At 69.2% G+C, this 22,309-nt stretch carries 21 protein-coding genes and 1 tRNA gene; 5 read left to right on the forward strand and 17 right to left on the reverse strand.

From position 1 onward, the window contains the following. Window positions 1-117 precede the first annotated feature (117 nt). The 8 genes from H8R17_RS30890 to H8R17_RS30925 form a co-directional block, all read right to left on the reverse strand. Window positions 118-1,251 carry an LCP family protein gene (locus H8R17_RS30890; protein ID WP_187826508.1) on the reverse strand — a complete coding sequence of 378 codons (1,134 nt, stop codon included), beginning with the start codon at window positions 1,249-1,251 and terminating at the stop codon, window positions 118-120. 256 nt (window positions 1,252-1,507) lie between these two features. Further along, a complete protein-coding gene (gene rho / locus H8R17_RS30895) occupies window positions 1,508-3,538 on the reverse strand; it encodes a transcription termination factor Rho (RefSeq protein WP_187826509.1) in 2,031 nt (676 codons plus the stop codon). Window positions 3,539-3,940: 402 nt separating this feature from the next. After that, window positions 3,941-4,858 carry a homoserine kinase gene (gene thrB / locus H8R17_RS30900; RefSeq protein ID WP_187826510.1) on the reverse strand — a complete coding sequence of 306 codons (918 nt, stop codon included), beginning with the start codon at window positions 4,856-4,858 and terminating at the stop codon, window positions 3,941-3,943. Window positions 4,859-5,216: 358 nt separating this feature from the next. Beyond that, entirely contained in the window at window positions 5,217-6,275 is a 1,059-nt protein-coding gene (gene thrC, locus H8R17_RS30905) for a threonine synthase (protein ID WP_187826511.1), read from the reverse strand. A gap of 6 nt (window positions 6,276-6,281) precedes the next feature. Then, window positions 6,282-7,574 (reverse strand): homoserine dehydrogenase, encoded by a 1,293-nt coding sequence (locus tag H8R17_RS30910; protein WP_187826512.1) that lies wholly within the window; start codon window positions 7,572-7,574, stop codon window positions 6,282-6,284. Window positions 7,575-7,723: 149 nt separating this feature from the next. Further along, window positions 7,724-9,124 carry a diaminopimelate decarboxylase gene (gene lysA / locus H8R17_RS30915; RefSeq protein ID WP_187826513.1) on the reverse strand — a complete coding sequence of 467 codons (1,401 nt, stop codon included), beginning with the start codon at window positions 9,122-9,124 and terminating at the stop codon, window positions 7,724-7,726. Window positions 9,125-9,141: 17 nt separating this feature from the next. Then, window positions 9,142-10,260 carry an ArgS-related anticodon-binding protein NrtL gene (gene nrtL / locus H8R17_RS30920; RefSeq protein ID WP_187826514.1) on the reverse strand — a complete coding sequence of 373 codons (1,119 nt, stop codon included), beginning with the start codon at window positions 10,258-10,260 and terminating at the stop codon, window positions 9,142-9,144. A 355-nt stretch (window positions 10,261-10,615) separates the two neighbouring features. After that, a complete protein-coding gene (locus tag H8R17_RS30925; protein WP_399477498.1) occupies window positions 10,616-11,176 on the reverse strand; it encodes a response regulator in 561 nt (186 codons plus the stop codon). Between the two features lie 205 nt (window positions 11,177-11,381). On the opposite strand from H8R17_RS30925, the gene H8R17_RS30930 reads away from it, so the two are divergent. Further along, window positions 11,382-11,453, forward strand: a tRNA-Arg gene (locus H8R17_RS30930). 261 nt (window positions 11,454-11,714) lie between these two features. Here H8R17_RS30930 and H8R17_RS30935 read toward each other — a convergent pair. From H8R17_RS30935 to H8R17_RS30970, 8 genes are all read right to left on the reverse strand, one after another. Beyond that, entirely contained in the window at window positions 11,715-13,103 is a 1,389-nt protein-coding gene (locus tag H8R17_RS30935) for a tyrosine-type recombinase/integrase (protein WP_187826515.1), read from the reverse strand. Beyond that, entirely contained in the window at window positions 13,100-13,312 is a 213-nt protein-coding gene (locus tag H8R17_RS30940; protein ID WP_052840685.1) for an AlpA family transcriptional regulator, read from the reverse strand. Before H8R17_RS30940 ends, H8R17_RS30935 begins: the two co-directional genes overlap by 4 nt. Beyond that, on the reverse strand, window positions 13,302-14,672 hold the full coding sequence (locus tag H8R17_RS30945; protein ID WP_187826516.1) for a replication initiator: 1,371 nt from the start codon (window positions 14,670-14,672) through the stop codon (window positions 13,302-13,304). Before H8R17_RS30945 ends, H8R17_RS30940 begins: the two co-directional genes overlap by 11 nt. Beyond that, window positions 14,669-14,929, reverse strand: coding sequence for a hypothetical protein (locus tag H8R17_RS30950; RefSeq protein WP_187826517.1), 261 nt, complete (start codon window positions 14,927-14,929; stop codon window positions 14,669-14,671). The genes H8R17_RS30945 and H8R17_RS30950 overlap by 4 nt, the downstream gene beginning before the upstream one ends. A 104-nt stretch (window positions 14,930-15,033) precedes the next feature. After that, window positions 15,034-15,324: a hypothetical protein gene (locus tag H8R17_RS30955; RefSeq protein WP_187826518.1), complete on the reverse strand. Its 291-nt coding sequence runs from the start codon at window positions 15,322-15,324 to the stop codon at window positions 15,034-15,036. Between the two features lie 35 nt (window positions 15,325-15,359). Beyond that, window positions 15,360-15,554, reverse strand: a complete 195-nt coding sequence (locus tag H8R17_RS30960) for a hypothetical protein (RefSeq protein WP_187826519.1) — start codon at window positions 15,552-15,554, stop codon at window positions 15,360-15,362. Window positions 15,555-15,566: 12 nt separating this feature from the next. Further along, the gene (locus H8R17_RS30965) at window positions 15,567-16,883 is read right to left on the reverse strand and encodes an FtsK/SpoIIIE domain-containing protein (protein WP_187826520.1); all 1,317 of its coding nucleotides are present in this window, start codon (window positions 16,881-16,883) and stop codon (window positions 15,567-15,569) included. Continuing rightward, window positions 16,883-17,233 (reverse strand): hypothetical protein, encoded by a 351-nt coding sequence (locus H8R17_RS30970; protein WP_187826521.1) that lies wholly within the window; start codon window positions 17,231-17,233, stop codon window positions 16,883-16,885. Before H8R17_RS30970 ends, H8R17_RS30965 begins: the two co-directional genes overlap by 1 nt. A gap of 198 nt (window positions 17,234-17,431) precedes the next feature. Here H8R17_RS30970 and H8R17_RS30975 point away from each other — a divergent pair, with 198 nt between their 5' ends. Together H8R17_RS30975 and H8R17_RS30980 are read left to right on the forward strand one after the other, a co-directional pair. Continuing rightward, a complete protein-coding gene (locus tag H8R17_RS30975; RefSeq protein ID WP_187826522.1) occupies window positions 17,432-18,172 on the forward strand; it encodes a GntR family transcriptional regulator in 741 nt (246 codons plus the stop codon). A gap of 189 nt (window positions 18,173-18,361) precedes the next feature. Then, window positions 18,362-19,618: an IS256 family transposase gene (locus H8R17_RS30980; RefSeq protein WP_187826523.1), complete on the forward strand. Its 1,257-nt coding sequence runs from the start codon at window positions 18,362-18,364 to the stop codon at window positions 19,616-19,618. Between the two features lie 60 nt (window positions 19,619-19,678). On the opposite strand, the gene H8R17_RS30985 is transcribed toward H8R17_RS30980, so the two are convergent. Beyond that, window positions 19,679-20,545 carry an alpha/beta fold hydrolase gene (locus H8R17_RS30985; protein WP_187826524.1) on the reverse strand — a complete coding sequence of 289 codons (867 nt, stop codon included), beginning with the start codon at window positions 20,543-20,545 and terminating at the stop codon, window positions 19,679-19,681. 53 nt (window positions 20,546-20,598) lie between these two features. Here H8R17_RS30985 and H8R17_RS30990 point away from each other — a divergent pair, with 53 nt between their 5' ends. Beyond that, window positions 20,599-21,057, forward strand: a complete 459-nt coding sequence (locus tag H8R17_RS30990; RefSeq protein ID WP_187826525.1) for a MarR family winged helix-turn-helix transcriptional regulator — start codon at window positions 20,599-20,601, stop codon at window positions 21,055-21,057. A 451-nt stretch (window positions 21,058-21,508) separates the two neighbouring features. Beyond that, a complete protein-coding gene (locus H8R17_RS30995) occupies window positions 21,509-22,243 on the forward strand; it encodes a hypothetical protein (RefSeq protein WP_187826526.1) in 735 nt (244 codons plus the stop codon). Window positions 22,244-22,309 lie beyond the last annotated feature (66 nt).

The following is a 22,309-nucleotide window of genomic DNA, read 5'->3' on the forward strand; positions in this document are numbered from 1 at the left end:
CGGGGGTGGGTTCGCCCAAGGAGGTGCCACTTGATCATTGTGGGCGACTGCGGGTTGTCGTGGGTTGTTCGCGCCCACGCGGCGGAGCCGCATATCGATACAGCCCCGCGCCCTTGACTACTTCACCACGCCGTTGGCTTCACCTGTGGCCGTACCTTCTGTTGCCGCCCTGGGGATCGGTTTGTCGTTCTTCAGGGCGTCCCAGACCAGCTGGGCCTTGGCTTTCTGGACCAGGACCCGGTTGGGGTCGGCGGGGTCGTACTGGACCGGCATGGTGACCATGTGCATGTTGGCGGAGCTGATGCTCTTGAGGCCGCCCGCGAAGGACATCAGGGAGTTCACCGAGCCCAGGTCGGAGTCGGTGGTGACGGTCTTGGTGGCGGTGTCGGCGAGGTCGTACAGCTTCTTCGGGTTGGTGAAGATGCCGACGTTCTTGACCTGGTTGACCAGGGCTTTGATGAACGCCTGCTGGAGCTGGATGCGGCCGAGGTCGGAGCCGTCGCCGACGCCGTGGCGGGTGCGGACCAGGCCGAGGGCCTGCTCGCCGTCGAGCTGGTGGGTGCCGGCCTTGAGGTCGAGGTGGCTGTCGGGGTCGTTGATGTTCTTGGTGGTGGTGACCCGGACGCCGCCGAGCTCGTCGATGAGCCTCTGGAAGCCGGCGAAGTCGACCTCCAGGTAGTGGTCCATGCGCAGGTCGGTGATGGACTCCACGGTCTTCACGGCGCAGGCGGCGCCGCCGGTGGAGTACGCGGAGTTGAACATCACGCCGTTCGCGGCCGGGAACGTGTCGCCCTTGGTGTCGGTGCACTCGGGGCGGTCGATGAGGGTGTCACGCGGGATGGAGACCACGCTGGCCTTCTTGTGGCCCTCGTAGACGTGCACGATCATCGCCGTGTCGGAGCGGGCGCTGCCGTCGTCGATGCCGCCGCCGAGCTTCTTGTTCTTGCCGGAACGGGTGTCGGAGCCGAGGACGAGGATGTTCTCGGAGCCGTTGTCGGCCTTCTCGGGCCGGTCGGTGCCGAGGGCCTGGTCGATGTTGACACTCTTGATGTTGCCGTTGAGCTTGAAGTACAGGAACCCGGCCCCGGTGCCGCCGAGCACCACGATCCCCGCTGCCGTCCAGGCCATGACCACCAGCCCCTTGCGGCGCTTGCCGCGGGGCTTGCGGCGGCGGCCCTTGCCGCGGTGACGCAGCCCGCTGCTGCCGCGCTCCTCCGATATGCCGGACCCCGGCGTGCTCTCGGCGGCCATGTGCTCCTCAGCTCTCGTTCCGTCCGGTTACCCCTGTCAGACGGAGAAACTCGGCCGAGGGTTGCACAACGCTCTGTGTCCGACCTGTGGCAAAGGTCTCCCCAGAGGGAACGAAAAGGGCCGCCCCCTTGATAAGGAGGCGGCCCCGAAGCGCCCCGTCAGGGGCGCGGGACTGTATCGATTTGCGGCTCCGCCGCGTGGGCGCGACAGGCCACAAACGAACCCGCAGCCGACAACAAACCGGCCGGCCCGACCCTTAGTCGCCGTTACCCGGCATCGGCGTCGTCTTCTGGATCTGCAACAGGAACTCGGCGTTCGATTTCGTCTGCTTCATCTTGTCGAGCAGCAACTCGATCGCCTGCTGCTGATCAAGCGCATGCAGCACCCTCCGCAGCTTCCAGACGATGTTGAGCTCCTCACCGCTCATCAGGATCTCTTCCTTACGCGTACCGGACGCATCCACGTCCACCGCCGGGAAGATCCGCTTGTCCGCGAGCTTCCGATCGAGCTTGAGCTCGGCGTTACCCGTGCCCTTGAACTCCTCGAAGATCACCTCGTCCATCCGGGACCCGGTGTCCACGAGCGCCGTCGCCAGGATGGTGAGCGACCCGCCGTCCTCGATGTTCCGCGCCGCACCGAAGAAGCGCTTCGGCGGATACAGCGCCGTCGAGTCGACACCACCGGACAGAATGCGCCCGGAAGCAGGCGCCGCCAGGTTGTACGCACGGCCCAGACGCGTGATGGAGTCCAGCAGAACCACCACGTCGTGCCCGAGCTCCACCAGCCGCTTCGCCCGCTCGATCGCCAGCTCGGCGACCGTCGTGTGGTCCTCGGCCGGGCGGTCGAAGGTCGAGGAGATGACCTCGCCCTTGACCGACCGCTGCATGTCGGTGACCTCTTCCGGACGCTCGTCGACCAGGACGACCATCAGGTGGCACTCGGGGTTGTTGTGCGTGATCGCGTTGGCGACCGCCTGCATGATCATGGTCTTACCGGTCTTCGGCGGGGCCACGATCAGACCGCGCTGGCCCTTACCGATCGGCGAGACCAGGTCGATGATGCGGGTGGTGAGGACGCCGGGGTCGGTCTCCAGGCGGAGCCGGTCCTGCGGGTACAGCGGCGTCAGCTTGTTGAACTCCGGGCGGCCGCGGCCGTGTTCGGGCGCCATGCCGTTGACGGAGTCCAGGCGGACCAGCGCGTTGAACTTCTCGCGCCGCTCGCCTTCCTTGGGCTGACGGACCGCACCGGTGATGTGGTCACCCTTGCGCAGGCCGTTCTTGCGGACCTGGGCGAGCGAGACGTACACGTCGTTCGGACCCGGCAGGTAGCCGGAGGTGCGGATGAAGGCGTAGTTGTCGAGGATGTCCAGGATGCCCGCGACCGGGATGAGGACGTCGTCCTCGGTGATCTGCGGCTCCTGCACGTCGTCGCGGCCACGACGGCCACGGCGGTCGCGGTAGCGCCCGCGACGGCCCCGGCGGCCGCCCGCCTCGTCGTCGTAGCCGTCGCTCTGGCCGCCCTGCTGCCGGCCCTGCTGCTGGTTGCCCTGACCCTGCTGCTGGACCTGCTGGTCTTCGCCCTTGCCCCGGCGGTCCCCGCGGTCCCGGTCCCGGCCGCGCTCGCGGCGGTCGCGACGGCGGCCCTCGCCGCCGCCCTCACCGGCCTCGGACTTGGCGTCGCCCTGCGGCTGCTGCGTCTGTGGCTGGGCCTGCTGCGGGGCGGGCGTCTCGGCCTTGGGCTCACTCCTGGCCTCGGCGGCGGCCGTCTCGGCGCTGCTCGCCGCGGGAGCGCCCGCGTCGGCGGTGGCGCGGCGCCGACGGCGCTCGACGGGCGCGTCGTCGCTGGCGGGCTGGCCCGGAATCTCGATCTGCTGCTGGGCGGCCCTGTCGGCCTTGTCGGCCTTCTCCCGCTTGTCGGCGGGGGCCGTGGCCTTCGCCTTCGCGGGGGCGGCGTCCGCCTTCTTCTCGGCGGCCTCCTCGCCCGTACGGGTCCGGGAGGTGGCGCGGCGCTTCGGCTTGGCCTCGGCCTCGCTCTTGGCGGGGGCCGCGCCTCCGGCGGCCTGCGCCTCCTTGATGACCTCGATCAGCTGGCTCTTGCGCATGCGCGCGGTGCCCCTGATACCGAGGCCGGATGCGACCTGCTGCAGCTCGGCCAGCACCATGCCCTCAAGGCCGGTACCGCGGCGCCGCCGGGAGCCGGCACCGGTGGCAGGCGCGGAGGCGTCCGTGGCGGGCGCGGCAGCGGTCTCCTCGACACGTGCGCCCATCAGATCGGTGGTGTCGCTCACGAAGGGTCCTTCCCTGGAGCGGACGTCGGCCTGTCTGGCTCGGCGACCGGTTGTGCTGTCCGGCTTCGGTCCGTTTTCTGTGAACCGCGCCGGGGCGGTGGTCCGCCTGAACGGCGGAAGAGATATCTGGTGATGGCGCTTCCTTGAGCCGTGGCACCCAGTGTCACGTGGCGTGGTCGCACCTGTTCCGGAGCGTGCCCGGTGGGCCGCTCAGTGTCGGCGTACGACGTACTGCTCACATACGACGTACAAAACACAGTGCGACTTGGGGAGCTCCCGGAAGAATGTCTGTCCCGGACGGGGACACGAGGCACCTCGCCATGGTGGGGTCGGGTGCAGACTTGAGGTTAACACTACCGGATCCAACAAACATTCCCCCTCTCCAAATCCGGCAACCGTGTGTCAGGTCGCGAGTGGCAGCACGCTCGCGCCCCGCACATCCAGGCTCAGCCGGTTCGCGGCCCAGTCCTCCCCGGCCAGCGCCTCGACCTTGGCGGCGGTGCCCTCGTCGGCCAGCGCCATGACCGTGGGTCCGGCGCCGGAGATCACCGCGGGGATGCCGTCCGCCCGCAGCCGCTCCACCAGCGCCGCGCTCTCGGGCATGGCGGGGGCGCGGTACTCCTGGTGGAGGCGGTCCTCGGTGGCCGGCAGCAGCAGCTCTGGGCGCCTGGTGAGGGCCTCGACGAGCAGCGCGGCGCGGCCGGCGTTGGTGGCGGCGTCGACGTGCGGCACGGTGCGCGGGAGCAGGCCGCGCGCGGTCTCGGTGAGGACCGGCTTTCCTGGCACGAAAACCACCGGAACGATGGAATCGGCGGGCTCCATCCTGATCGCCCGGGCGGCGCCGGCCTCCATCCAGGACAGGGTGAATCCGCCCAGCAGACAGGCCGCGACGTTGTCGGGGTGGCCCTCGATCTCGGTGGCGAGTTCGAGCAGCGCGGTGTCGTCGAACCGCGCCTCGGCGCCTATGGTCACGGCTCGGGCGGCGACGATTCCGGCGCAGATGGCGGCGGAGGACGAGCCCAGGCCGCGGCCGTGCGGAATGCGGTTGGCACAGACGATCTCCAGGCCGCGCGGCTGTCCGCCCAGCAGATCGAAGGCGGTGCGCAGGGAGCGCACGAGAAGGTGGTTTTCGTCACGTGGGAGCGTCTCGCCGCCCTCACCCGCGATGTCGATGTGCAGCCCGGAGTCGGCCACCCGGACGACCACGTCGTCGTACAAGCCCAGCGCGAGGCCGAGGGCGTCGAAGCCCGGGCCGAGGTTGGCGCTGGTGGCGGGGACGCGCACCCGGACGGCGGCGGCGCGGAACGCTGGACCGGCCATCGCTCGATGACTCTCCTTGAGCTGCGTGATTGTCGAATGACGTTCGATGGACATCCGATGGTGTACGAGGACCCTGGGGGCGCTGCCGACCGGGGTGGCCGACCGCTTTCCCGGCCGCTCTCCCGGCCGCTTCCGGTCCGGGAGACGACGCGGCACCGCGGCATATGCGGCGGGCGGGTTCGGTACAGCCTATCGAAGGAAGGTTCAGTGGCGACATAGGGCGCACAGGAGGCGCACGATGCGTGTCGTAAGCCCCCTGTGCACCCCCCGTAGGGAACTTCCCCGGGTAAGCGCCGTCTTACGCCGGACCGTGGCGCGCGTTACACCGGCGCTGGTCCGGCGCCCGACCGGGGCTTGCTCAGACCAGCCCCAGGCGCTCGGCCGCCGTGGCCGCGTCGACGGGCACGGTGACCGGCTGCGGGGCGCCGGCGACGGCCCAGTCCGGGTCCTTCAGGCCGTTGCCGGTGACGGTGCACACGATGCGCTGGCCGGGATCGACCTTGCCCTGCTCGGCGGCCTTCAGCAGACCGGCCACGGACGCGGCGGAGGCGGGCTCGACGAAGACGCCCTCCTGAGCGGCCAACAGCCGGTAGGCGCGCAGGATTTCACGGTCCGTCACCTCGTCGATGGCGCCGCCGGACTCGTCCCGCGCCTGGAGCGCGTACTGCCAGGAGGCCGGGTTGCCGATGCGGATGGCGGTGGCGATGGTCGACGGGTCCTTGACGACCTCGCCGCGCACGATCGGGGCGCTGCCGGATGCCTGGAAGCCCCACATGCGGGGGGTCCTGGTGGCGACGCCGTCGGCGGCGTACTCCTGGTAGCCCCGCCAGTAGGCGGTGATGTTGCCCGCGTTGCCCACCGGCAGGACGTGGATGTCGGGCGCGTCGCCGAGCATGTCCACGATCTCGAACGAGGCGGTCTTCTGCCCCTCGATGCGCACCGGATTGACCGAATTGACCAGTGCCACGGGGTAGTTCTCGCTCAGCCCGCGCGCGAGCGTGAGGCAGTCGTCGAAGTTGCCGTCGACCTGGAGGATCTTCGCGCCGTGCACGAGGGCCTGACCCATCTTGCCGAGCGCGATCTTGCCCTGCGGCACGAGGACGGCGGAGACCATCCCGGCCCGTACGGCGTACGCGGCGGCCGAGGCCGACGTGTTGCCGGTGGAGGCGCAGATGACCGCCTTCGCGCCCTCCTCCTTGGCCTTGCTGATGGCCATGGTCATGCCGCGGTCCTTGAAGGACCCGGTCGGGTTGGCACCCTCGACCTTGAGGTGCACCTCGCAGCCCGTGCGCTCGGAGAGCACCTGCGCGGGCACGAGGGGCGTGCCGCCCTCGCGGAGCGTCACGACCGGCGTGGTGTCGGATACCGGCAACCGGTCCCGGTACTCCTCTATGATTCCGCGCCACTGGTGGGTCATTGCTGGTTACTCTCCTTCAACCCGCATGATGCTGGCGACACCGCGCACGGTGTCGAGCTTGCGCAACGCCTCCACGGTCCCGCCGAGGGCCGCGTCGGACGCACGGTGGGTGACGACGACGAGGGAGGCCTCGCCGTCCTTCCCCTGCTGGCGAACCGTATCGATCGAGACACCGTGCTCGGCGAAGACGGTCGCGACCTGGGCGAGAACGCCCGGTTTGTCGGCCACATCGAGGCTGATGTGGTAGCGCGTCACGACGTCGCCCATGGGCGACACGGGCAGCGCGGCGTACGCCGACTCGCCGGGCCCGGTCGCGCCGCTGAGCCGGTTGCGGCACACGGCCACGAGGTCGCCGAGGACGGCGGAGGCGGTCGGGGAGCCGCCGGCGCCGGGGCCGTAGAACATCAGCTGCCCGGAGGCGTCGGACTCGACGAACACGGCGTTGTAGGCGCCGCGCACGGAGGCCAGCGGGTGGCTGAGCGGGATCATGGCCGGATGCACGCGCGCGGTGACGGAGCAGCCGTCCGCGGCCCGCTCGCAGATGGCGAGCAGCTTGATGGTGCAGCCCATCTCATTCGCGGAGGCGAAGTCGGCGGCGGTGACCTCCGTCATGCCCTCGCGGTGGACGTCGTCGAGCCGCACGCGCGTGTGGAAGGCGATCCCCGCGAGGATGGCGGCCTTGGCGGCGGCGTCGAAGCCCTCGACGTCGGCGGTCGGGTCGGCCTCGGCGTACCCCAGGGCGGTGGCCTCGTCGAGGGCCTCCTGATACCCCGCCCCCGTGGAGTCCATCTTGTCGAGGATGAAGTTGGTCGTCCCGTTGACGATCCCCAGCACCCGGTTGACCTTGTCCCCGGCGAGAGATTCGCGCAGCGGCCGGATCAGCGGGATGGCACCGGCGACGGCGGCCTCGTAGTAGAGGTCCTTGTCGTGCTCCTCGGCGGCGGCGTGCAGGGCGGCCCCGTCCTGGGCGAGCAGCGCCTTGTTGGCGGAGACGACGGAGGCGCCGTGCTCGAAGGCGGTGGTGATCAGGGTCCGGGCGGGCTCGATCCCCCCGATGACCTCCACCACGACATCGAGGTCACCGCGTTTGACGAGGGCGGTGGCGTCGGTGGTGACGAGCTCGGCCGGGATGCCCTCGCGCACCTTGTCGGGCCGCCGCACGGCGACCCCGGCCAGCTCCACCGGGGCCCCGATGCGGGCGGCGAGGTCGTCGGCGTGCGTCGTCATGATGCGCGCCACCTCTGAGCCGACCACTCCACAGCCCAGCAGCGCCACCTTCAGCGGACGCGTACGCATCATCCGACCTCGTTTCCTCATACCGTCTACGGTTGGACCAGTCTCACTCACCGGACGGGAGTTTCTGCCCTTCGTCCGGATCGTGAGACATCTATTTCATGGGCTCAAGGGCGGCAGACAGGAGATCTTCCACCCCGTCCCGTTCGCTTTGCTCACCCCACGTCGAGACGCAGGAGGTCCTCCTCCGTCTCGCGGCGGACGATGACGCGCGCCTCGCCGTCGCGCACGGCGACGACGGGCGGGCGCAGCACGTGGTTGTAGTTGCTGGCCATGGACCGGCAGTACGCACCGGTCGCCGGTACGGCGATCAGGTCACCCGGTGCCAGGTCGCCGGGCAGGAAGGCGTCCCTTACGACGATGTCGCCGCTCTCGCAGTGCTTGCCGACGACGCGGCACAGCACGGGCTCGGCGTCGGAGGTGCGGGAGACGAGGGCGACGCTGTACTCGGCGTCGTACAGCGCGGTGCGGATGTTGTCCGACATGCCGCCGTCGACGGAGACGTAGGTGCGCAGCCCGTCGAGGGGCTTGATGGTGCCGACCTCGTACAGCGTGAAGGCGGTGGGCCCGACGATGGCCCGCCCCGGCTCGACGGAGATGCGCGGGGTGCTGAGGCGGGCGGCCTCGCACTCCCGGCCGACGATCTCGGTCAGGGCCTTGGCGATCTCGTACGGCTCGCGCGGATCGTCGTCGCTGGTGTAGGCGATACCGAGGCCGCCCCCGAGGTCGATCTCCGGCAGCTCGACCCCGTGCTCGTCCCGGATGTCCTTGAGCAGCCCGACCACGCGATGCGCGGCGACCTCGAACCCGGACATGTCGAAGATCTGCGACCCGATGTGGGAGTGGATCCCGATCAGTTCGAGCCCGTCGAGCTGGAGGGCCCGCCGCACGGCCTCGGCCGCCTGTCCGTCCGCGAGCGGGATGCCGAACTTCTGGTCTTCGTGAGCGGTGGCGATGAACTCGTGCGTATGCGCTTCGACGCCGACGGTGATACGAATCTGCACCCGCTGCCGCTTGCCGAGGGACTGCGCGATGTGGGCGACGCGGACGATCTCCTGGAAGGAGTCGAGCACGATCCGCCCGACGCCGTTCTCAATGGCCCGGGTGATCTCCTCCACGGACTTGTTGTTGCCGTGGAAGGCGATGCTCTCGGCCGGCATGCCGGCCGAGAGCGCGGTGGCCAGCTCGCCCCCGGAGCAGACATCGAGGTTGAGCCCCTCCTCATGCAGCCAGCGCACGACGGCCCGGGAGAGGAACGCCTTCCCGGCGTAGAACACGTCGGCGTCGGCGCCGAACGCGGTGCGCCAGGCGCGGGCACGGGCCCGGAAGTCGGCCTCGTCGAGGCAGTAGGCCGGGGTGCCGTGGGTCTCGGCGAGCGTCTTGACGTCGACACCGCCGACGGTCACGACGCCGTCCTCGTTCCGGGCGACGGTCTGGGCCCACACCTTCGGGTCGAGGGCGTTGAGGTCGGCGGGCACGGCTGTGCTTGCTGCGGAGCGCCCCTCCGGGAGGACATCGGCGTGACGGGGCCCGGCGGGGTGTGCGGAACGGCTCATGGTCTGTCTGTGTTCTCTCAGAGGTGGTCGGGTGCGTCGATACCGAGCAGGGACAGGCCGCCGGCCAGCACCGCCCCGGCGGCTTCGGCGAGCGCGAGCCGGGCACGGTGGGCGGCCGAGGGTTTCTCCTCCCCGGACGGGAGGACGGTGGGCAGCAGGGGGACGACGGCATCGGCGACGGTGACGAGGTGCCGGGCGAGACGGTCCGGGGCGTGGTGCGTGGCGGCGGACCGGAGGATGCGGGGGTGGTCGGCCAGGGCGGTGACCAGAGGGCTGACCAGGGTCCTTGCCGCGGCGGGAGCGGCTTCAGGTGCGCCTGCGTCCGGTAGGGCGCCGGCGTCGAGGACGCCGGGCTCGGCGGTGAAGCCCAGGTCGACGGCGTTGCGGGTGAGGGCGCGGGTGCGGGCGTGGGCGTACCGGACGCGGAAGAGGGGGTTGCTTTCGCGCTGAACGAGATGCTCGCCGGTGATCCGGGGCCGGTCGTGCGCGGCGGGCTGGAGCAGGGCCCAGCGGGCGGCGTCGCGGCCGAGGGGAAGGGGGTCGGCGGGGGCGGGGACGGGACGGACGCCGACGTGGGGGACGTCGGGTGCGGCCGATGCGGCGGGCCGGCCGTCGGCATCGAGGCGCACCCCCAGCACGTCCCGCCACTCCGGGGGAGGCCGCTCCTCGCAGCTGGTGCGGACGAAGGCACCCTGGGAGCGGAGGATCCGGGCGACGGCGTCTGTGACGACGACGGCCCGGACTTCACGGGGACAGCGCAGCCACAGGACCTGCCCGCTGAACTGCTGGGTGTAGCCGTACCGCCCCCCGCGCCGCAGGATCTCCCCCACGAGGGCGGCGGAGGCGCCCGCGGCGTCACGCAGGCTGATGTTGAGGAACCCCGGTCCGGTGACCACGACATCGCTGATGCCGTCGGCGCCGGACAGATGCGGCCGCAGAATCTCGGCCACACGCAGCGGCGGCTGCCCGGCCGGGCGGGCGAGCTGAAGAGCGACGCTGGTCGCGTAGTCCCCGCACCCCCCGGGCCCCGGCGGCGCGACCACGACCCGCTCCGGCACGGTCACGTTCAGCTCCCCCTCATCGACAGCACGACGCACCGCGCGCAGCACGGTGCGGGAGAGCTCGACGGGGGTCACGGGACAAGCGTATGGGAGGAGGGGGGTGGGTAGGCGAGCCGGTTTGGCTGAGGTTCCGGGATGTGGACGGCTGGCCGGGGAGAGACGGGCCGGTCGATCAGCGGGGCGGACCGACGGGCGGAACGCTCGACCGGACGGCCGTACGGCGGCTGGCGACCAGGACGCAGACGTACGACTGCTTCTCAACCGCTCGATGACCGGAGAGCCATCCGCTGGACGACGGGAGGCCCTTCAGCCATCGGCGATGACCGGGGCCCTTCCACCCTCAGCGCCGACCCCCATCGGCGGATCGACGACCGGCCGCAGGCCCGACGACCAGTTGCCGACGCCGACGGCCGGCCGCAGGCACCGGCGATCAACGAGAGGTGTCGTCCATCAACCCGAGGCGCGAGCCATCAACCACCGGCTCGCCCGGCCCGCTCGGCCTCCTCGGCCCCAGCACCAGACCCGGCCCCGGCCCCGGCCCCGAGAACACCCCCGAACCCCCACTGGAGCCCCCCTCAAACGCAACGGCACCACCCTCGAACACACTGGCACCGCCCTCCCGCCCCGCGGCATTCCGCCCGCTGCTCCCCCGCTCCAGCAACTGCCGCACAAGCCCTACGAGTTCCGCAGGCTCGAACGGCTTGGCGAGAAAGGCGTCGACACCCACGCCGACACCGGTCTCGACCTCGTACTGGGTGCAGGCGCTGACGATGGCGAGGGGAAGATCACGGGTCCGCGGGTCCGCACGCAGCCGGGCGGCGGTGCGCAACCCGTCCAGCCGGGGCATGACGACATCGAGGGTGACGACATCCGGCCGCACCTGATGGACGACATCCAGACACTCGGCACCATCGGCTGCGGTCACGACCTCGATGCCCTCCAGCTCAAGGTTGACCCTGATCAGCTGCCGGATGACCTTGTTGTCGTCCACAACAAGCACCCGGCCCGACGCGCCTGGCACAACTTGAGAGTAGGTCCGTCCCGGCCACCGCGTCCGGGTTTTCCCCACTTCCCCCCTGCGGGCGCCCCGCACCCCCGCCATATGACGAGCCGGCCTGCGGGAAACCCGTTCATGGCCACCCCGAAGGAACTGGTAGGGTTCTACCCGTCGCCGCGAACACCACGCAGCCGACACCGCCCCCGTAGCTCAGGGGATAGAGCAACGGCCTCCGGAGCCGTGTGCGCAGGTTCGAATCCTGCCGGGGGCACCTTGTAGTAGGTGCCTAAAGACCCCGCCATCAGCGCGTTTGCTGAGTGCGGGGTCTTGTTGTGTGTGCAGGCGAATGCCGCCGGAAGCAGATGTTTGCCAGTGATCACGTTGTAATAGCGTGTTGATCTTGGAGGGCTTCGCCGCTGGTCACATGCCGTTTCGCCGACCTTGAGAGTAGCCCTGTGGACCACCCGTGGACAGGCCGAAGCCCCGGACCTCTTACGGTCCGGGGCTTGGGTCGGTCGGTCATGGTCGGCTGTCAGTCCGTAGGTTCGTCCCCCTCCCCCAGCCCTTGCATGATGCGGTCGTTCATCTCCTGCTCCTGGCCGTCGATGCACTTGGCGTAGATCTTCAGCAGCACGTCCACCGAGTGGCCCGCACGAGCGGCGACTTCCGGCGCCGGCACTCCGGAGTTGAGCCACTGGGAGACGCCCGCGTGCCGGAGGTCGTACGGCCGGAAGGCCAGGACCGAGGACACTTGATCGGGCACGAGCGCCAGTTCTCGCGCCTGTTTCCACGCTCGGGAGTACGAGGACGCCGCGATCACGTTGCCCCGCTCACTGGAGAACAGCCGGCCGTCCTTCGCCGTGCCGAACTCCTCCAGGTGCTCGCGGAGCAGCCGCACCAACGGAGGCGGAATCGGCACGGTCCGTACCTCCCCGTGGGACCGCTGCTTCAGGCCGCGCCGATCGTGCGCCTCCCCGGAGTCCGTCCACGCCTTACCTGCCGTGGGGCGGGTCTCCGCCAGCTCTATGCGGCCCCAGCCTGACGCCGGAAGCGTGCAGTCGGAGCGGCGAAGGCCGAGGGCCTCCCCAGGTCGCATGGCCGCGTAGTACAAGCACCCGAAGAACGCCCGTAGCCGCCGGCCGCTCGCTCGGTCGTAGCCACCCACGTACGTGAGCGCGGTCAGCAGTTCCCGTGCCTGCCGAGGGTTGACGACCACCCGGCGGTCAACCTCCTGCAACGCGCGCTTGCCCCGCTTACGCCGGACCCTGCTCAACGGGTTGGAGGGCAGGTACTCCAGTTCCATGGCGTACTCAAGCGCGTTGAAGACCACGGCGCGCCGCCGCCGGTAGGTCTGCGTCGCCGCAGGCTTGCCGTCCAGCCGCCGACTCAGCGCATCGATTAGGTCGTGCGCACGGGTGATCTCCTGCAACTCCGCCACCGGCAGCGACGCCTTCTCGATCCACTTCACCGCCGCACTGATCTCCTCTGGCCTCTCACGCTCCCTACGAGGCACAGGCAGGATGTACGACCGCAGCGCACGCCGCAGCACCTCGGGACCGGGCCGCCCCCGCCCCGGCTTCACCAGAACGGGAACGACCGTCGCCAGCGCATCGGTCATGCTGTCCCGCTGCTTGGCCGACGCCTCCGCCCACCGAGCATCCACGTACCTCACTGCCAGGTCGAGGAAGGACAGCGCCGCCTTGCCGCCGCGCAGCGAGTCGGGCAGACCGATGACGGTGTCGAACGGCTCGCCCTTGTCGAGCGCGCGCACCAGCTTGGCCCGGAAACGGTCGGCCAGTGTCTTGGTCTTGTACGACTCGCTGAACGGTTGTCCGTCGACCGCCCAGCGCACGAGGTAGGTCGGCTTCTTGGTGGTCTTGTTGACCGACAGCTTCCAGACGGAAGCCTTGTACGACTTCACGACGCCGCCCCCTCTGCCCGCTCCTCCAGCCACTCGTCGAGCACGTCACGGCGAACTCTCAGCTCCCCGTTCGGCAGCCGGATACAGACGGGAGCGAGGCGCAGTTCCCGCCAGCGGTAGAAGGTGCGGCGGGAGACGCCGCCCAGTTCGTCGAGCACCTGGCGGACCGTGAGCAGCTCTGCCGACTTCGCACGGCTGTCACGTGCCATGGAGACCACCGCCCTCCCGCACCGAGGCAGCCAAGACAGCCGCTTCCGGTGAGTAGCCGCGCCCGGCGTAACGCCACTCGCCGATCGTGACCGTGGGGTAGTCGGCCAGGCCGAGGGCGGCCCGCTGTTGCTCCGCACGATGGTCGGCACGGGCCTGCCGGAGCGCGGTCAACGTCGTCGAGTACCGACGCGACTTGGTGGAGAAGTGGCCGCCGTACCCGAGCATGTGGGCCCAGCGGCGCAGCCCGAGCGGCTCGAACTCCGGCAGGCCGCCGAGCCACCAACACGTGCTGATCATGCGCAGCACGTGTGAGCGCACGGGCAGCGTGACCATGTCTCGCGCGTGATGAATGCGGCCGTCCACCGCGCCGGCGGACTCCGCCCCCTTGGTCGCGTACTTGGCGATGTAGCCTGCCACGGCCCCCGCAAAAGCGGGCCGCTCCCCCGGGCTCCGTCCGTATGAGGTGACCGGCCGTACATCGACCTGAGTGCCGAAGCGCAGCACTCGCGGACCGACCACGCCCGCACCGGGAGCGCTCAGCCGCACCCGACCGACAACAGCCCGTACCGCGGCCATCAGGAGCGGCACGGTCGCCCAGCCGGGCGGAGCCGAGCCAGGGCCGTCCGGACCGTCGAGCCGGATGACGGCATGGAAGTGAATCAGTCCCCGCCGCTGATACTCGGCGACTTTCGCGTATGAGAGCCGGGCGACGTCCCCGAACTCCGAGCGCGTCAAACCGGCCCGCCGGGCGACCTCCCGCCGCAGCTCCAACCCGAACCGGTGCCAGAGCCCACCGGCGAGCGCATGCCACAGCACGGCTCCCGCGTAGTCGTAGCAGCGTGGGCAGACCGGTTCCCCGAGACGGGGATCGTCCGCCAGGTGCCGGTCTCGGCATCCGGCCGGGTTCCCGTGCGGACAACGCTCCTCGATCCGGCGAGGCCGGCAGACCCGCACATGCCCATCCCGTTCCCGGCGGGTGTGGACCGGGCCGAAGCCGGGAGCGGTGAGCGTGGCGAACACCTGGGGGTGACCGCCTACCGCCTCCGGCACCTCCTTACCTCCCACGAGACCGGCTCGGACAAGTTGGTACGTGTCCGCCCGGTACACAGCCGAACAGGCCGGGCAGACCGTCGCACGCCGGTTGCCGCACGCGGTGAGCAGCCGCCCTCCATAGACATCGGAGCCGTAGGAGAGGAGGGCTGCGCCGGTTGTCGTGTCGTAGACGGTTGCCGCGCCGACCAAGTGAATCGGGTTGGTACAGCCACCGAGGCGGATGATGTTCCGGCGCCAGGCCGTGAACTCCGGATCCGATGCCCTGCCGACGAGAGCGGCAACGCCCTGCGGAAGCGCAGTGGTCATCGGCGACCACCCCCGCCGCCGAACGCCTGCCCCATCACGGCTGAGATCCCCTCCGGTCGAGTCTTGGCGCTGAAGCGAAGCGTCGGGTCTGTGAGCCAGACGGCCGCCGCATGTGCGGGGCAGAGCCACTGCTCGGTTCCGTCGAGTTCGACGAGGACGATCTGTTCCCGTCCGGCGCAGGTCGCGACCTGCGCGTCACGCTGCCTGAGTTCGCAGTCGAGCGACGAGGATTTGCGCGAATGATGCGCGGTAGACAAAGTGTGAGTGCTCCTTTCACTGCTCACGTGGCGGATGGAGTGGGTTCCTGGCGGGGTCGGGTTTGGCGACTTCGCGCCCCGTCGGGAGCCCGTCGTACGGGCGATCACTGCCGTTCCTCGGGAGGGATCCCGACAACTCCGTACGAGATCGGTCCGAAGTCGCGTCGTGCGTCGAAGTAGCCGCGACCGATGTCCTCGGTCGGCACACCAAGCGGAGCGGCGACGGACCGCACACCGTCGAGGCGAGCGACGGAGTCGGAGGCGTCGACCAGGACGACGACGGACGCGTGACGCGGCACGACAGCGGCCGGATTGGCGGTCAGGAAGTCGACCAGCTCCCGCAGGCCGGCCAGGAAGACGGCACGGTCACCGGAGCGGATGACGTAGTCGGACACAGGGAGTCCCCTTCTCTGTTCGTGGATGGGGCGGATCAGAAGCGGAGTTGGCCGAGGAAGCCGTTCACTCCGTCGAGGAGGGCCTGAACCACGGGCGCGGCCACGGTCCGGGCGAGCAGGAAGCCGAAGGCTCCGCAGATCAGCGCGTCGGCCCACCTGAGGTACCGGATGCGCAGAAGGAACCAGATCAGCAGGCCGAGCAGCAGCACGGCCGACATGGACACCAGCACGGCAGGCCCCTTTCACGGTTCGACGTGCAGTTCGGACAGAACGGGAGTCAGGTGCGCGTACTCGGCGGCGACGGCTTCCGCCTCCGCTTCCGTGACCAGGTGGGACCGGGCGCGTTCCCAGCCGTCGCCGGACGCGAGTACGGCCGTACCGGCCTGCTCCGGGGCGATAGCCTGTGCGGCCTTCAGTGCGTCGGGGTTGAGATCACCGAGCGCCATCTCGGCAGTACCGGGGTCGGCCACGCGGTGACACACCCGACCGCCCAACTGCGCGCGAAGCGCGGTGACTCCGGGCCCCAGGTCGGAGCCGACGCGTTGGCCGGCGACGACCAGGAACACTCCGAGGGCCGCCCCCAGCTGGGCCAGCCGGATTAGTGCCGTGCCGGCCGCGTGCGCTTCGTCCTTCTCGTTCCTGCTCGCGACGAGGAACAGCTCCGCGATCTCGTCGACAATCACGACGACGGGCACCGGGCGTTCCTTGTCCGTCAGCCCCCAGATGTTCCGGACGCGAGCCGCCCGGCAGAGGGTCATTCGGTCAAGGGTCAGGTCCACGAGGGCCGCCAGCAGCCGGACCGCTTGCTCTCGGTTGGTGGCGAGGGCGGACAACCGAGGCTCGTAGAGGGACAGCTCCATGCCGCCCTTGCAGTCGATCCCGACGAGAGCGACGCGTTGCGAGGCGAGACCGGCCACGAGGGCGTTGATGAGCGTCGACTTCCCGGAGCGGGTGGCCCCCACGATCAGCCAGTGAGGAACGCGCCGCAGGTCGACTGCCCACGCGGCTCCCGTCTCCAGGGCACCCACGGTGACCCGGAGGAGCTGGCCAGGCCCACGCTGCTTCGGCACCCGAGGGTCAGCCAACGGGTCGGCCGCCGAGGCGACGATCCGCACGACCCCCGGCCTACAGGAAGTCACCCGCACTGCGTGCACCTGCCAGTTCTCCGCCATGGCGGGCGCAGCCTTGACGAAATCCTCCGGAACCTGGCCCGGCAGCAGCCGCACGAGCAGGAGGAATCCGCCGGAGGTTGGCCGTATGAGGCCCCGCCGGGGCACGCGCGGCTGAGGCGGAGGCGCCCCTCTGCCGACAAGCCCGGACACTACAGTCAGCGCCGGCCGACGGCTCACGGCGAGCCCGCACCCGGCCATCAGGGGCCGCCAGGTCTGCACGACCCGGAAGGCCACGACCGGGAAGCCGAGTAACAGCCACCAGGCCGCGGGGTAACCGCGGCGCAGGGCCGGGCCCGCCAGAAGCAGACCCGACACCAGCACTGCGGCCACCACCAGAACCCAACTCGGCCAGGTCACGCCGGCCGAGGAGGCGGAGGCCAGTCCCATCACTGCGCGGCCCCCTTACCCGCCGCACCAGCGGGAGCACTCAGGGGCCGGATCTCCGCCGCACGGAACGCGATCCCGTGCCGCCCCTCGTTCTCCCACGGCGTGGCGACCAGGTCCCGCACGGCCACCGGCATACCGAGCTGCACACCGGCGGGCTCACCGGCCACGCTCACGTTCACGACGTCGGCCGACGAGCCCGCCATCAGGCAGAGGCCGACCTGGTACATGGTCTTGCCGGTCTCGCGATCCACACGGAGCTGACCGGTCTCACGGTTGGCGACCCGCGGAGCCGGGGGAACGGCACAGATGATCCCCGTGAACTTCGCGGTGTCGATCGGAAGGCTTGCCACTGTTCGGATCTCCTCGTCTCTGACACCCGCAGGCCAATCCTGCGGGTTGCTAGACCACCCGTACTACGGGTGACGGAGACAAGAGTGACCACCCGTAGTACGGGTTGTCAACCGGCCCGGCATAGGGGAGTCTTCTTCCAGTGCTGGAAAATGTGCTTCCAGCACTGGAAGCAGTGATGACGGCCGTGGAGGGCCCGCATGCCACCGAAGAACACGCAGCCGAAGTACCGGCAGATCGCCGACTACCTGCGCGAGGGCATCATGGACGGCACCTTCCCCGCCGGCCAACCGCTGCCGTCCGAGGAGACGTTGGCGAAGCAGTTCGGCGTGACGCGCCCTACAGTCCGTCAGGGCCTGAGCGAGCTAAGGGCATCCGGTCTCGTCGAGGCCATCATGGGCCGCGGCACCTTCGCCCGCTCCCCCCACAGCCGCCCCAGGCACACACGCCCGCGCGGCGTGCGCCGCACCTCGGACGGTCGCTACGTCGAGGCTGACGGCATCCGCTGGACAGACGCCGAGCCCCCGATAGCCACCCGCACCGACGCCCCCCTAGCCTTGGCGGACCTACTCCGCATCCCGCCAGGTGAGCCGATGTTCACGTACGACGCCTTGCAGACCGCGGATCACGGCCACCTCCGCCAACTCCACCGCACATACATCCCGTTCTCGGTACTGATCGACACCAAGTACGAGGAGGAAGCCCCACCGCCGGCGCCAGAGCTCTACACGGCACTCACGGACCTGGGCCACGAACTCCACTTCACGGAGTTCGTCCGCACCCGCATGCCCCTACCGGACCAGGCCCAAGCGCTACGCCTTGCCGACGGGGTCCCCATGCTCCACATCATTCGAGTGACCCTCACTGAGTCAGAGAGGCCTCTCGCCCTGGAGGAGTTTCACCTCCCCGGCGACGAGCTGGAGCTGTCGTTCCGGCTGTAGCACAGTTCGAGTTGGCTCAGACTTTCTCTACGTCATCAAGGCGGCTCGCTCCGCTCACCGCGCGCGGCACAGCAATCAGCCGCTGGCCGTCAGAGATGGGGTACGTCGTGGGGCTGGGAGCAATGCTCAGAACCTGTGGATCAGCCCGGAATGGCCGACGTTGCCGCGTCGGCCGGGAAGGCACGCCTCGTGCGCACTACAGTCGACGCCGACGGCACCACCAGCGGCGGGGCCTCGCTGCTGGACGAGATCGTCCGGGAAGGCGCCCGCCGGATGCTGGCCGCCGCGCTGGAGGCCGAAGTCAACGCCTACATCGCCGATTTGGCCGACGAGAAGGACGAGAACGGTTTGCGCCTGGTGGTCCGCAACGGCTACCACCAGGCGCGGAGGGTCACCACCGCCGCCGGGTCGGTCGAGGTCAGGGCCCCACGGGTCAACGACAAGCGCGTCGACGAGGTCACCGGAGAGCGGAAGCGGTTCTCCTCCGCGATCCTGCCGCCGTGGGCCAGGAAGTCCCCGAGGATCGCCGAGGTGCTGCCTCTGCTCTACCTGCACGGCCTGTCCACCGGCGACTTCGTACCTGCGCTGGAGCAGTTCCTCGGTTCCTCGGCCGGGCTGTCGCCTGCCACTGTCACCCGGCTGACCGCGCAGTGGCAAGCCGACCACACCGCGTTCATGGACCGCGACCTGTCGGCCACCGACTACGTGTACGTGTGGGCCGACGGTGTCCACCTGCGCATACGCCTGGACGAGGCCAAGGCCGCCGTCTTGGTCCTGATCGGGGTACGTGCCGACGGCACCAAGGAGCTCATCGCGCTGGCGGACGGCTACCGGGAGTCGGCCGAGTCCTGGGCGGCGTTGATGCGCGACTGCGCGCGCCGGGGCATTGGCGCCCCAGTGCTCGCAGTCGGCGACGGCGCCCTGGGCTTCTGGAAGGCCCTGCGGGAGGTCTTCCCCGACACACGCGAACAGAGGTGCTGGGTGCACAAAACCGCCAACGTCCTCGACACCCTGCCGAAGTCCGCCCAGCCAGCGGCGAAGATGGCGATCCAGGACATCTACAACGCCGAGGACCGCGAGCACGCGAGCACGGCAATCAGGACGTTCGCCAAGCTCTACGGTATGAAGTTCCCCAGGGCCGTCGCGAAAATCACCAACGACGAAGCCGTACTGCTGGCCTTCTACGACTACCCGGCGGAGCACTGGATCCACCTACGGACCACCAACCCCATCGAGTCGACCTTCGCCACCGTCCGTCTGAGGACCAAGGTCACCAAGGGTGCCGGCTCCCGCGCTGCCGGGCTCGCGATGGTCTTCAAGCTGATCGAGGCCGCCCAGGCCCGCTGGCGGGCCGTCAACGGCGCGCACCTCGTCCCGCTCGTCCGGGCCGGAGCCCGCTTCGAACGCGGGCACCTGGTCGAGCGCCCCGAGCTCACCGCGGCATGACCGAGCATAACTGATCTACAAATCTTAACAGTTACTCGCCGGTTGCGTCGATGGCGCAGCCTATTTTGAGGGATTTGCAGCGAAGCCGTGGATAAGCTTCCAGACTTGGGCGGGTACTTCTTCCTGGGCGAAGTGGCCGGCGTCGGTCAACACAGCGGTCGTCAGGTTCTGGATCCCGGCGTCGCGGAATCCCTGCGCGTAGGTGGCAATGTCGCCGCCTTCGCCGTCTCCTCGCAGATACAGGAGTGGCGTGTCGACAGGTGCGGTCTTGGCGAACGCGGTGTTGTCCTGTGCGTCTTGGGCAAATGCGCGATAGAGATCGAACCCAGCGGTGAGTGCGGCATCGCTGCTGTAGGCGGCGGCGTGGGCGGCCCGCGACCCGGGGGAGATCCGTGCCGGGTCCACCGAGAGTACGTCGTAGAAGTAGTTGAAGTATTCGGCCTGACGGCCTTGTACCAGGGTCTCCGGCAGCGTCGCCACGGAATGCAGGCCGAAGTGCCAGATGTAGGGGTTCCGCAGTACCTCATTCCACGGGTCGACGCCAGGGATGACCGTGTTCATGATGACTACGCGGCCGACGTCGCCGTACTGCCGGAGATAGGAATAGGCGACCATACCGCCGACGTCGTGACCGACGAGAGTGAGATCGCTGAGCCCAAGGCTCTGCACCAGTCCGCGGACCGCCTCCGCCAGCTGGAGCTTCGATCCGCCAGTGACAGATCCGGTCGATTCGCCGATTCCGGGCAGGTCGACGGCGATGATTCGGGCGTCGGCGTGGGCGACCCCGATCACGCCCTCCCAGGTCCGCCACGATTCCGGCCAGCCGTGCAGGAACAGATACGGCCTGCCCTGCGGATTCCCTGTCTCCACGACGTGAAGCGAGAGATCAGCAATAGGCACGTGCGTGTGACGCGGCTCGGTAGACATGATTTATGTCTACCAAACGACATGAGACATGTCTATCCACTAGCATGGCGGCCATGACCGGTGGCAATGACAGGCCCGCTTTCGAGCGCGGAACGGGCTTCCTGCTGGCGCGGCTTGGTTCGCTGGCGGCGCGGTCCTGGGCTGCGTTCCTGACCGGGCATGGCCTGACCCAAGGCCAGTACGTAGTCTTGGTGACGATCGCGGAGCATGGACCGCAGGGCCAACGACGCCTTGCCGAACTTGTCGCCATTGACGCCCGCAACATCGTGGCGGTACTTGACTCCCTGGCAGCCAGAGGGCTCATCGAGCGCCGGGACCATGACACCGACCGTCGCCGCCGCATTGTCGCCCTCACCGACGTCGGAAACGCCCTCATCGACACGATCGCCGCCACAGCGGCCACCGAGCAGGACCAATTCCTCCGCGCCCTGACCCACCCCGATCGCGAACACCTCAACCACCTGCTCCGGCAGATCTACGACTCACACGTCCACATCCCAGACTCGGCATGAGCGGATGTACGCGGCCGAAAGATCACCACGGCGGCGGATCGTGAACGCATCCCACCTCATGGCCGTCGGCCGAGTGAGAGCCCGCCTCGAGCACGGCCAGCCGATCGAGCGTCCGAGGCCCTCGCAGCATGAGCAACCGCAACCACAGGTATTGACAATTACTCCGTGGCTGGGGCGGTCGGCTCCGCGGCTTTACGCAGCCACTTTGACGCGAGCCTCGAAGATCATGGCCCCAACGTCGTGCTTTACCGGACAGGTCCACAGACTGCCCGACGCGCCGGAAGCTTACGGGGCCATGATCACTCGCGCCAAAGCAGCTCCAGCCCAAAGCCGCTCCACCGACCTCCGCTGAGCCCCCAGCGTTGTCAATGTGCCGGATGTTTTCGGCCAGCGTCCGCAGCGATGACGAAGTGGGCCACTACCGCAACCAGTGAGCCACTAACCTTCTGTTGTGACTGACATCACCACTATCAGCCGGGCAGGCTCAAGCACGGCCCGTACCGGTTGGTTACTCTGGCGGATCTTCAGACAGCGCCGCTGGTTCCAGTACTTGCGGTATCAAGCCGTGGTGAGCGCCCTGCTGATCCAAGACGACATGGACCAGCCGACGCCACCTCGTGTCAACGAGGCAGCGCTGCGCCTGTGCGAGATCCTCGACACGATCGACATCCCCATGGAGGTGCAGGGCGGACTTCTCAACAAGTGGGCACGTTGGTTCCGCGAGAAGATCACCCACGGAATCCGCTATCCCCGTTACCAGGGCCCGGATAGCCATACCTATTACGAGCGGCTACGCGTCTGGGCAGAAGCCGCCGCGAGGACCGACGAGGGCGACGCGGCGCTGGACTACGCGAGATTTCCGTCAGGAGATGGCCGCGCCCGCCTATTCGCCACTAGGGTCGTAGCGAAGACCTCAGGGCTGCTCCTGAGCCACGACCTGCCCGATGCGCTGAACCGGCTCCGCGAAAACATGGCGGCGGAAATCCATCAGGACCGCTCCTGGACCCAGGAGGCAGCCACCCATCGACGGCTCATGGTAGTGGCGCGGTCGGCCGGTGCCGGTCTGGCCTCCACCCTCCTGTTCGATGTGGGGTTCAGCCAAGAGCTCTCTAGCTCGCTCACCATGGGCGGTCTGGCCGCCGCGTCCACAGCAGCCGCCGAGGTCACTGAGGAAGTTCCATCGTGATTCGTGCAGGTCAACGGTCCTGGTGTGACGAGTGGTTGGGGTGCTCGCGCAGCTCATCACGGTGAT

Origin of the sequence: Streptomyces sp. TRM68367 (genome assembly GCF_014495685.1) — a bacterium.
Taxonomy (GTDB): domain Bacteria; phylum Actinomycetota; class Actinomycetes; order Streptomycetales; family Streptomycetaceae; genus Streptomyces.

Excerpts from the sequence above, each read along its gene's own strand:
- H8R17_RS30890 (WP_187826508.1), bottom strand. The coding sequence starts at position 1,251 with ATGGCCGCCGAGAGCACGCCGGGGTCCGGCATATCGGAGGAGCGCGGC.
- thrB (WP_187826510.1), bottom strand. The coding sequence starts at position 4,858 with ATGGCCGGTCCAGCGTTCCGCGCCGCCGCCGTCCGGGTGCGCGTCCCC.
- thrC (WP_187826511.1), bottom strand. The coding sequence starts at position 6,275 with ATGACCCACCAGTGGCGCGGAATCATAGAGGAGTACCGGGACCGGTTG.
- H8R17_RS30985 (WP_187826524.1), bottom strand. The coding sequence starts at position 20,545 with ATGTCTACCGAGCCGCGTCACACGCACGTGCCTATTGCTGATCTCTCG.
- H8R17_RS30910 (WP_187826512.1), bottom strand. The coding sequence starts at position 7,574 with ATGATGCGTACGCGTCCGCTGAAGGTGGCGCTGCTGGGCTGTGGAGTG.
- H8R17_RS30945 (WP_187826516.1), bottom strand. The coding sequence starts at position 14,672 with ATGACCACTGCGCTTCCGCAGGGCGTTGCCGCTCTCGTCGGCAGGGCA.
- lysA (WP_187826513.1), bottom strand. The coding sequence starts at position 9,124 with ATGAGCCGTTCCGCACACCCCGCCGGGCCCCGTCACGCCGATGTCCTC.
- H8R17_RS30975 (WP_187826522.1), top strand. The coding sequence starts at position 17,432 with ATGCCACCGAAGAACACGCAGCCGAAGTACCGGCAGATCGCCGACTAC.
- H8R17_RS30940 (WP_052840685.1), bottom strand. The coding sequence starts at position 13,312 with ATGGCACGTGACAGCCGTGCGAAGTCGGCAGAGCTGCTCACGGTCCGC.
- H8R17_RS30965 (WP_187826520.1), bottom strand. The coding sequence starts at position 16,883 with ATGGGACTGGCCTCCGCCTCCTCGGCCGGCGTGACCTGGCCGAGTTGG.
- H8R17_RS30990 (WP_187826525.1), top strand. The coding sequence starts at position 20,599 with ATGACCGGTGGCAATGACAGGCCCGCTTTCGAGCGCGGAACGGGCTTC.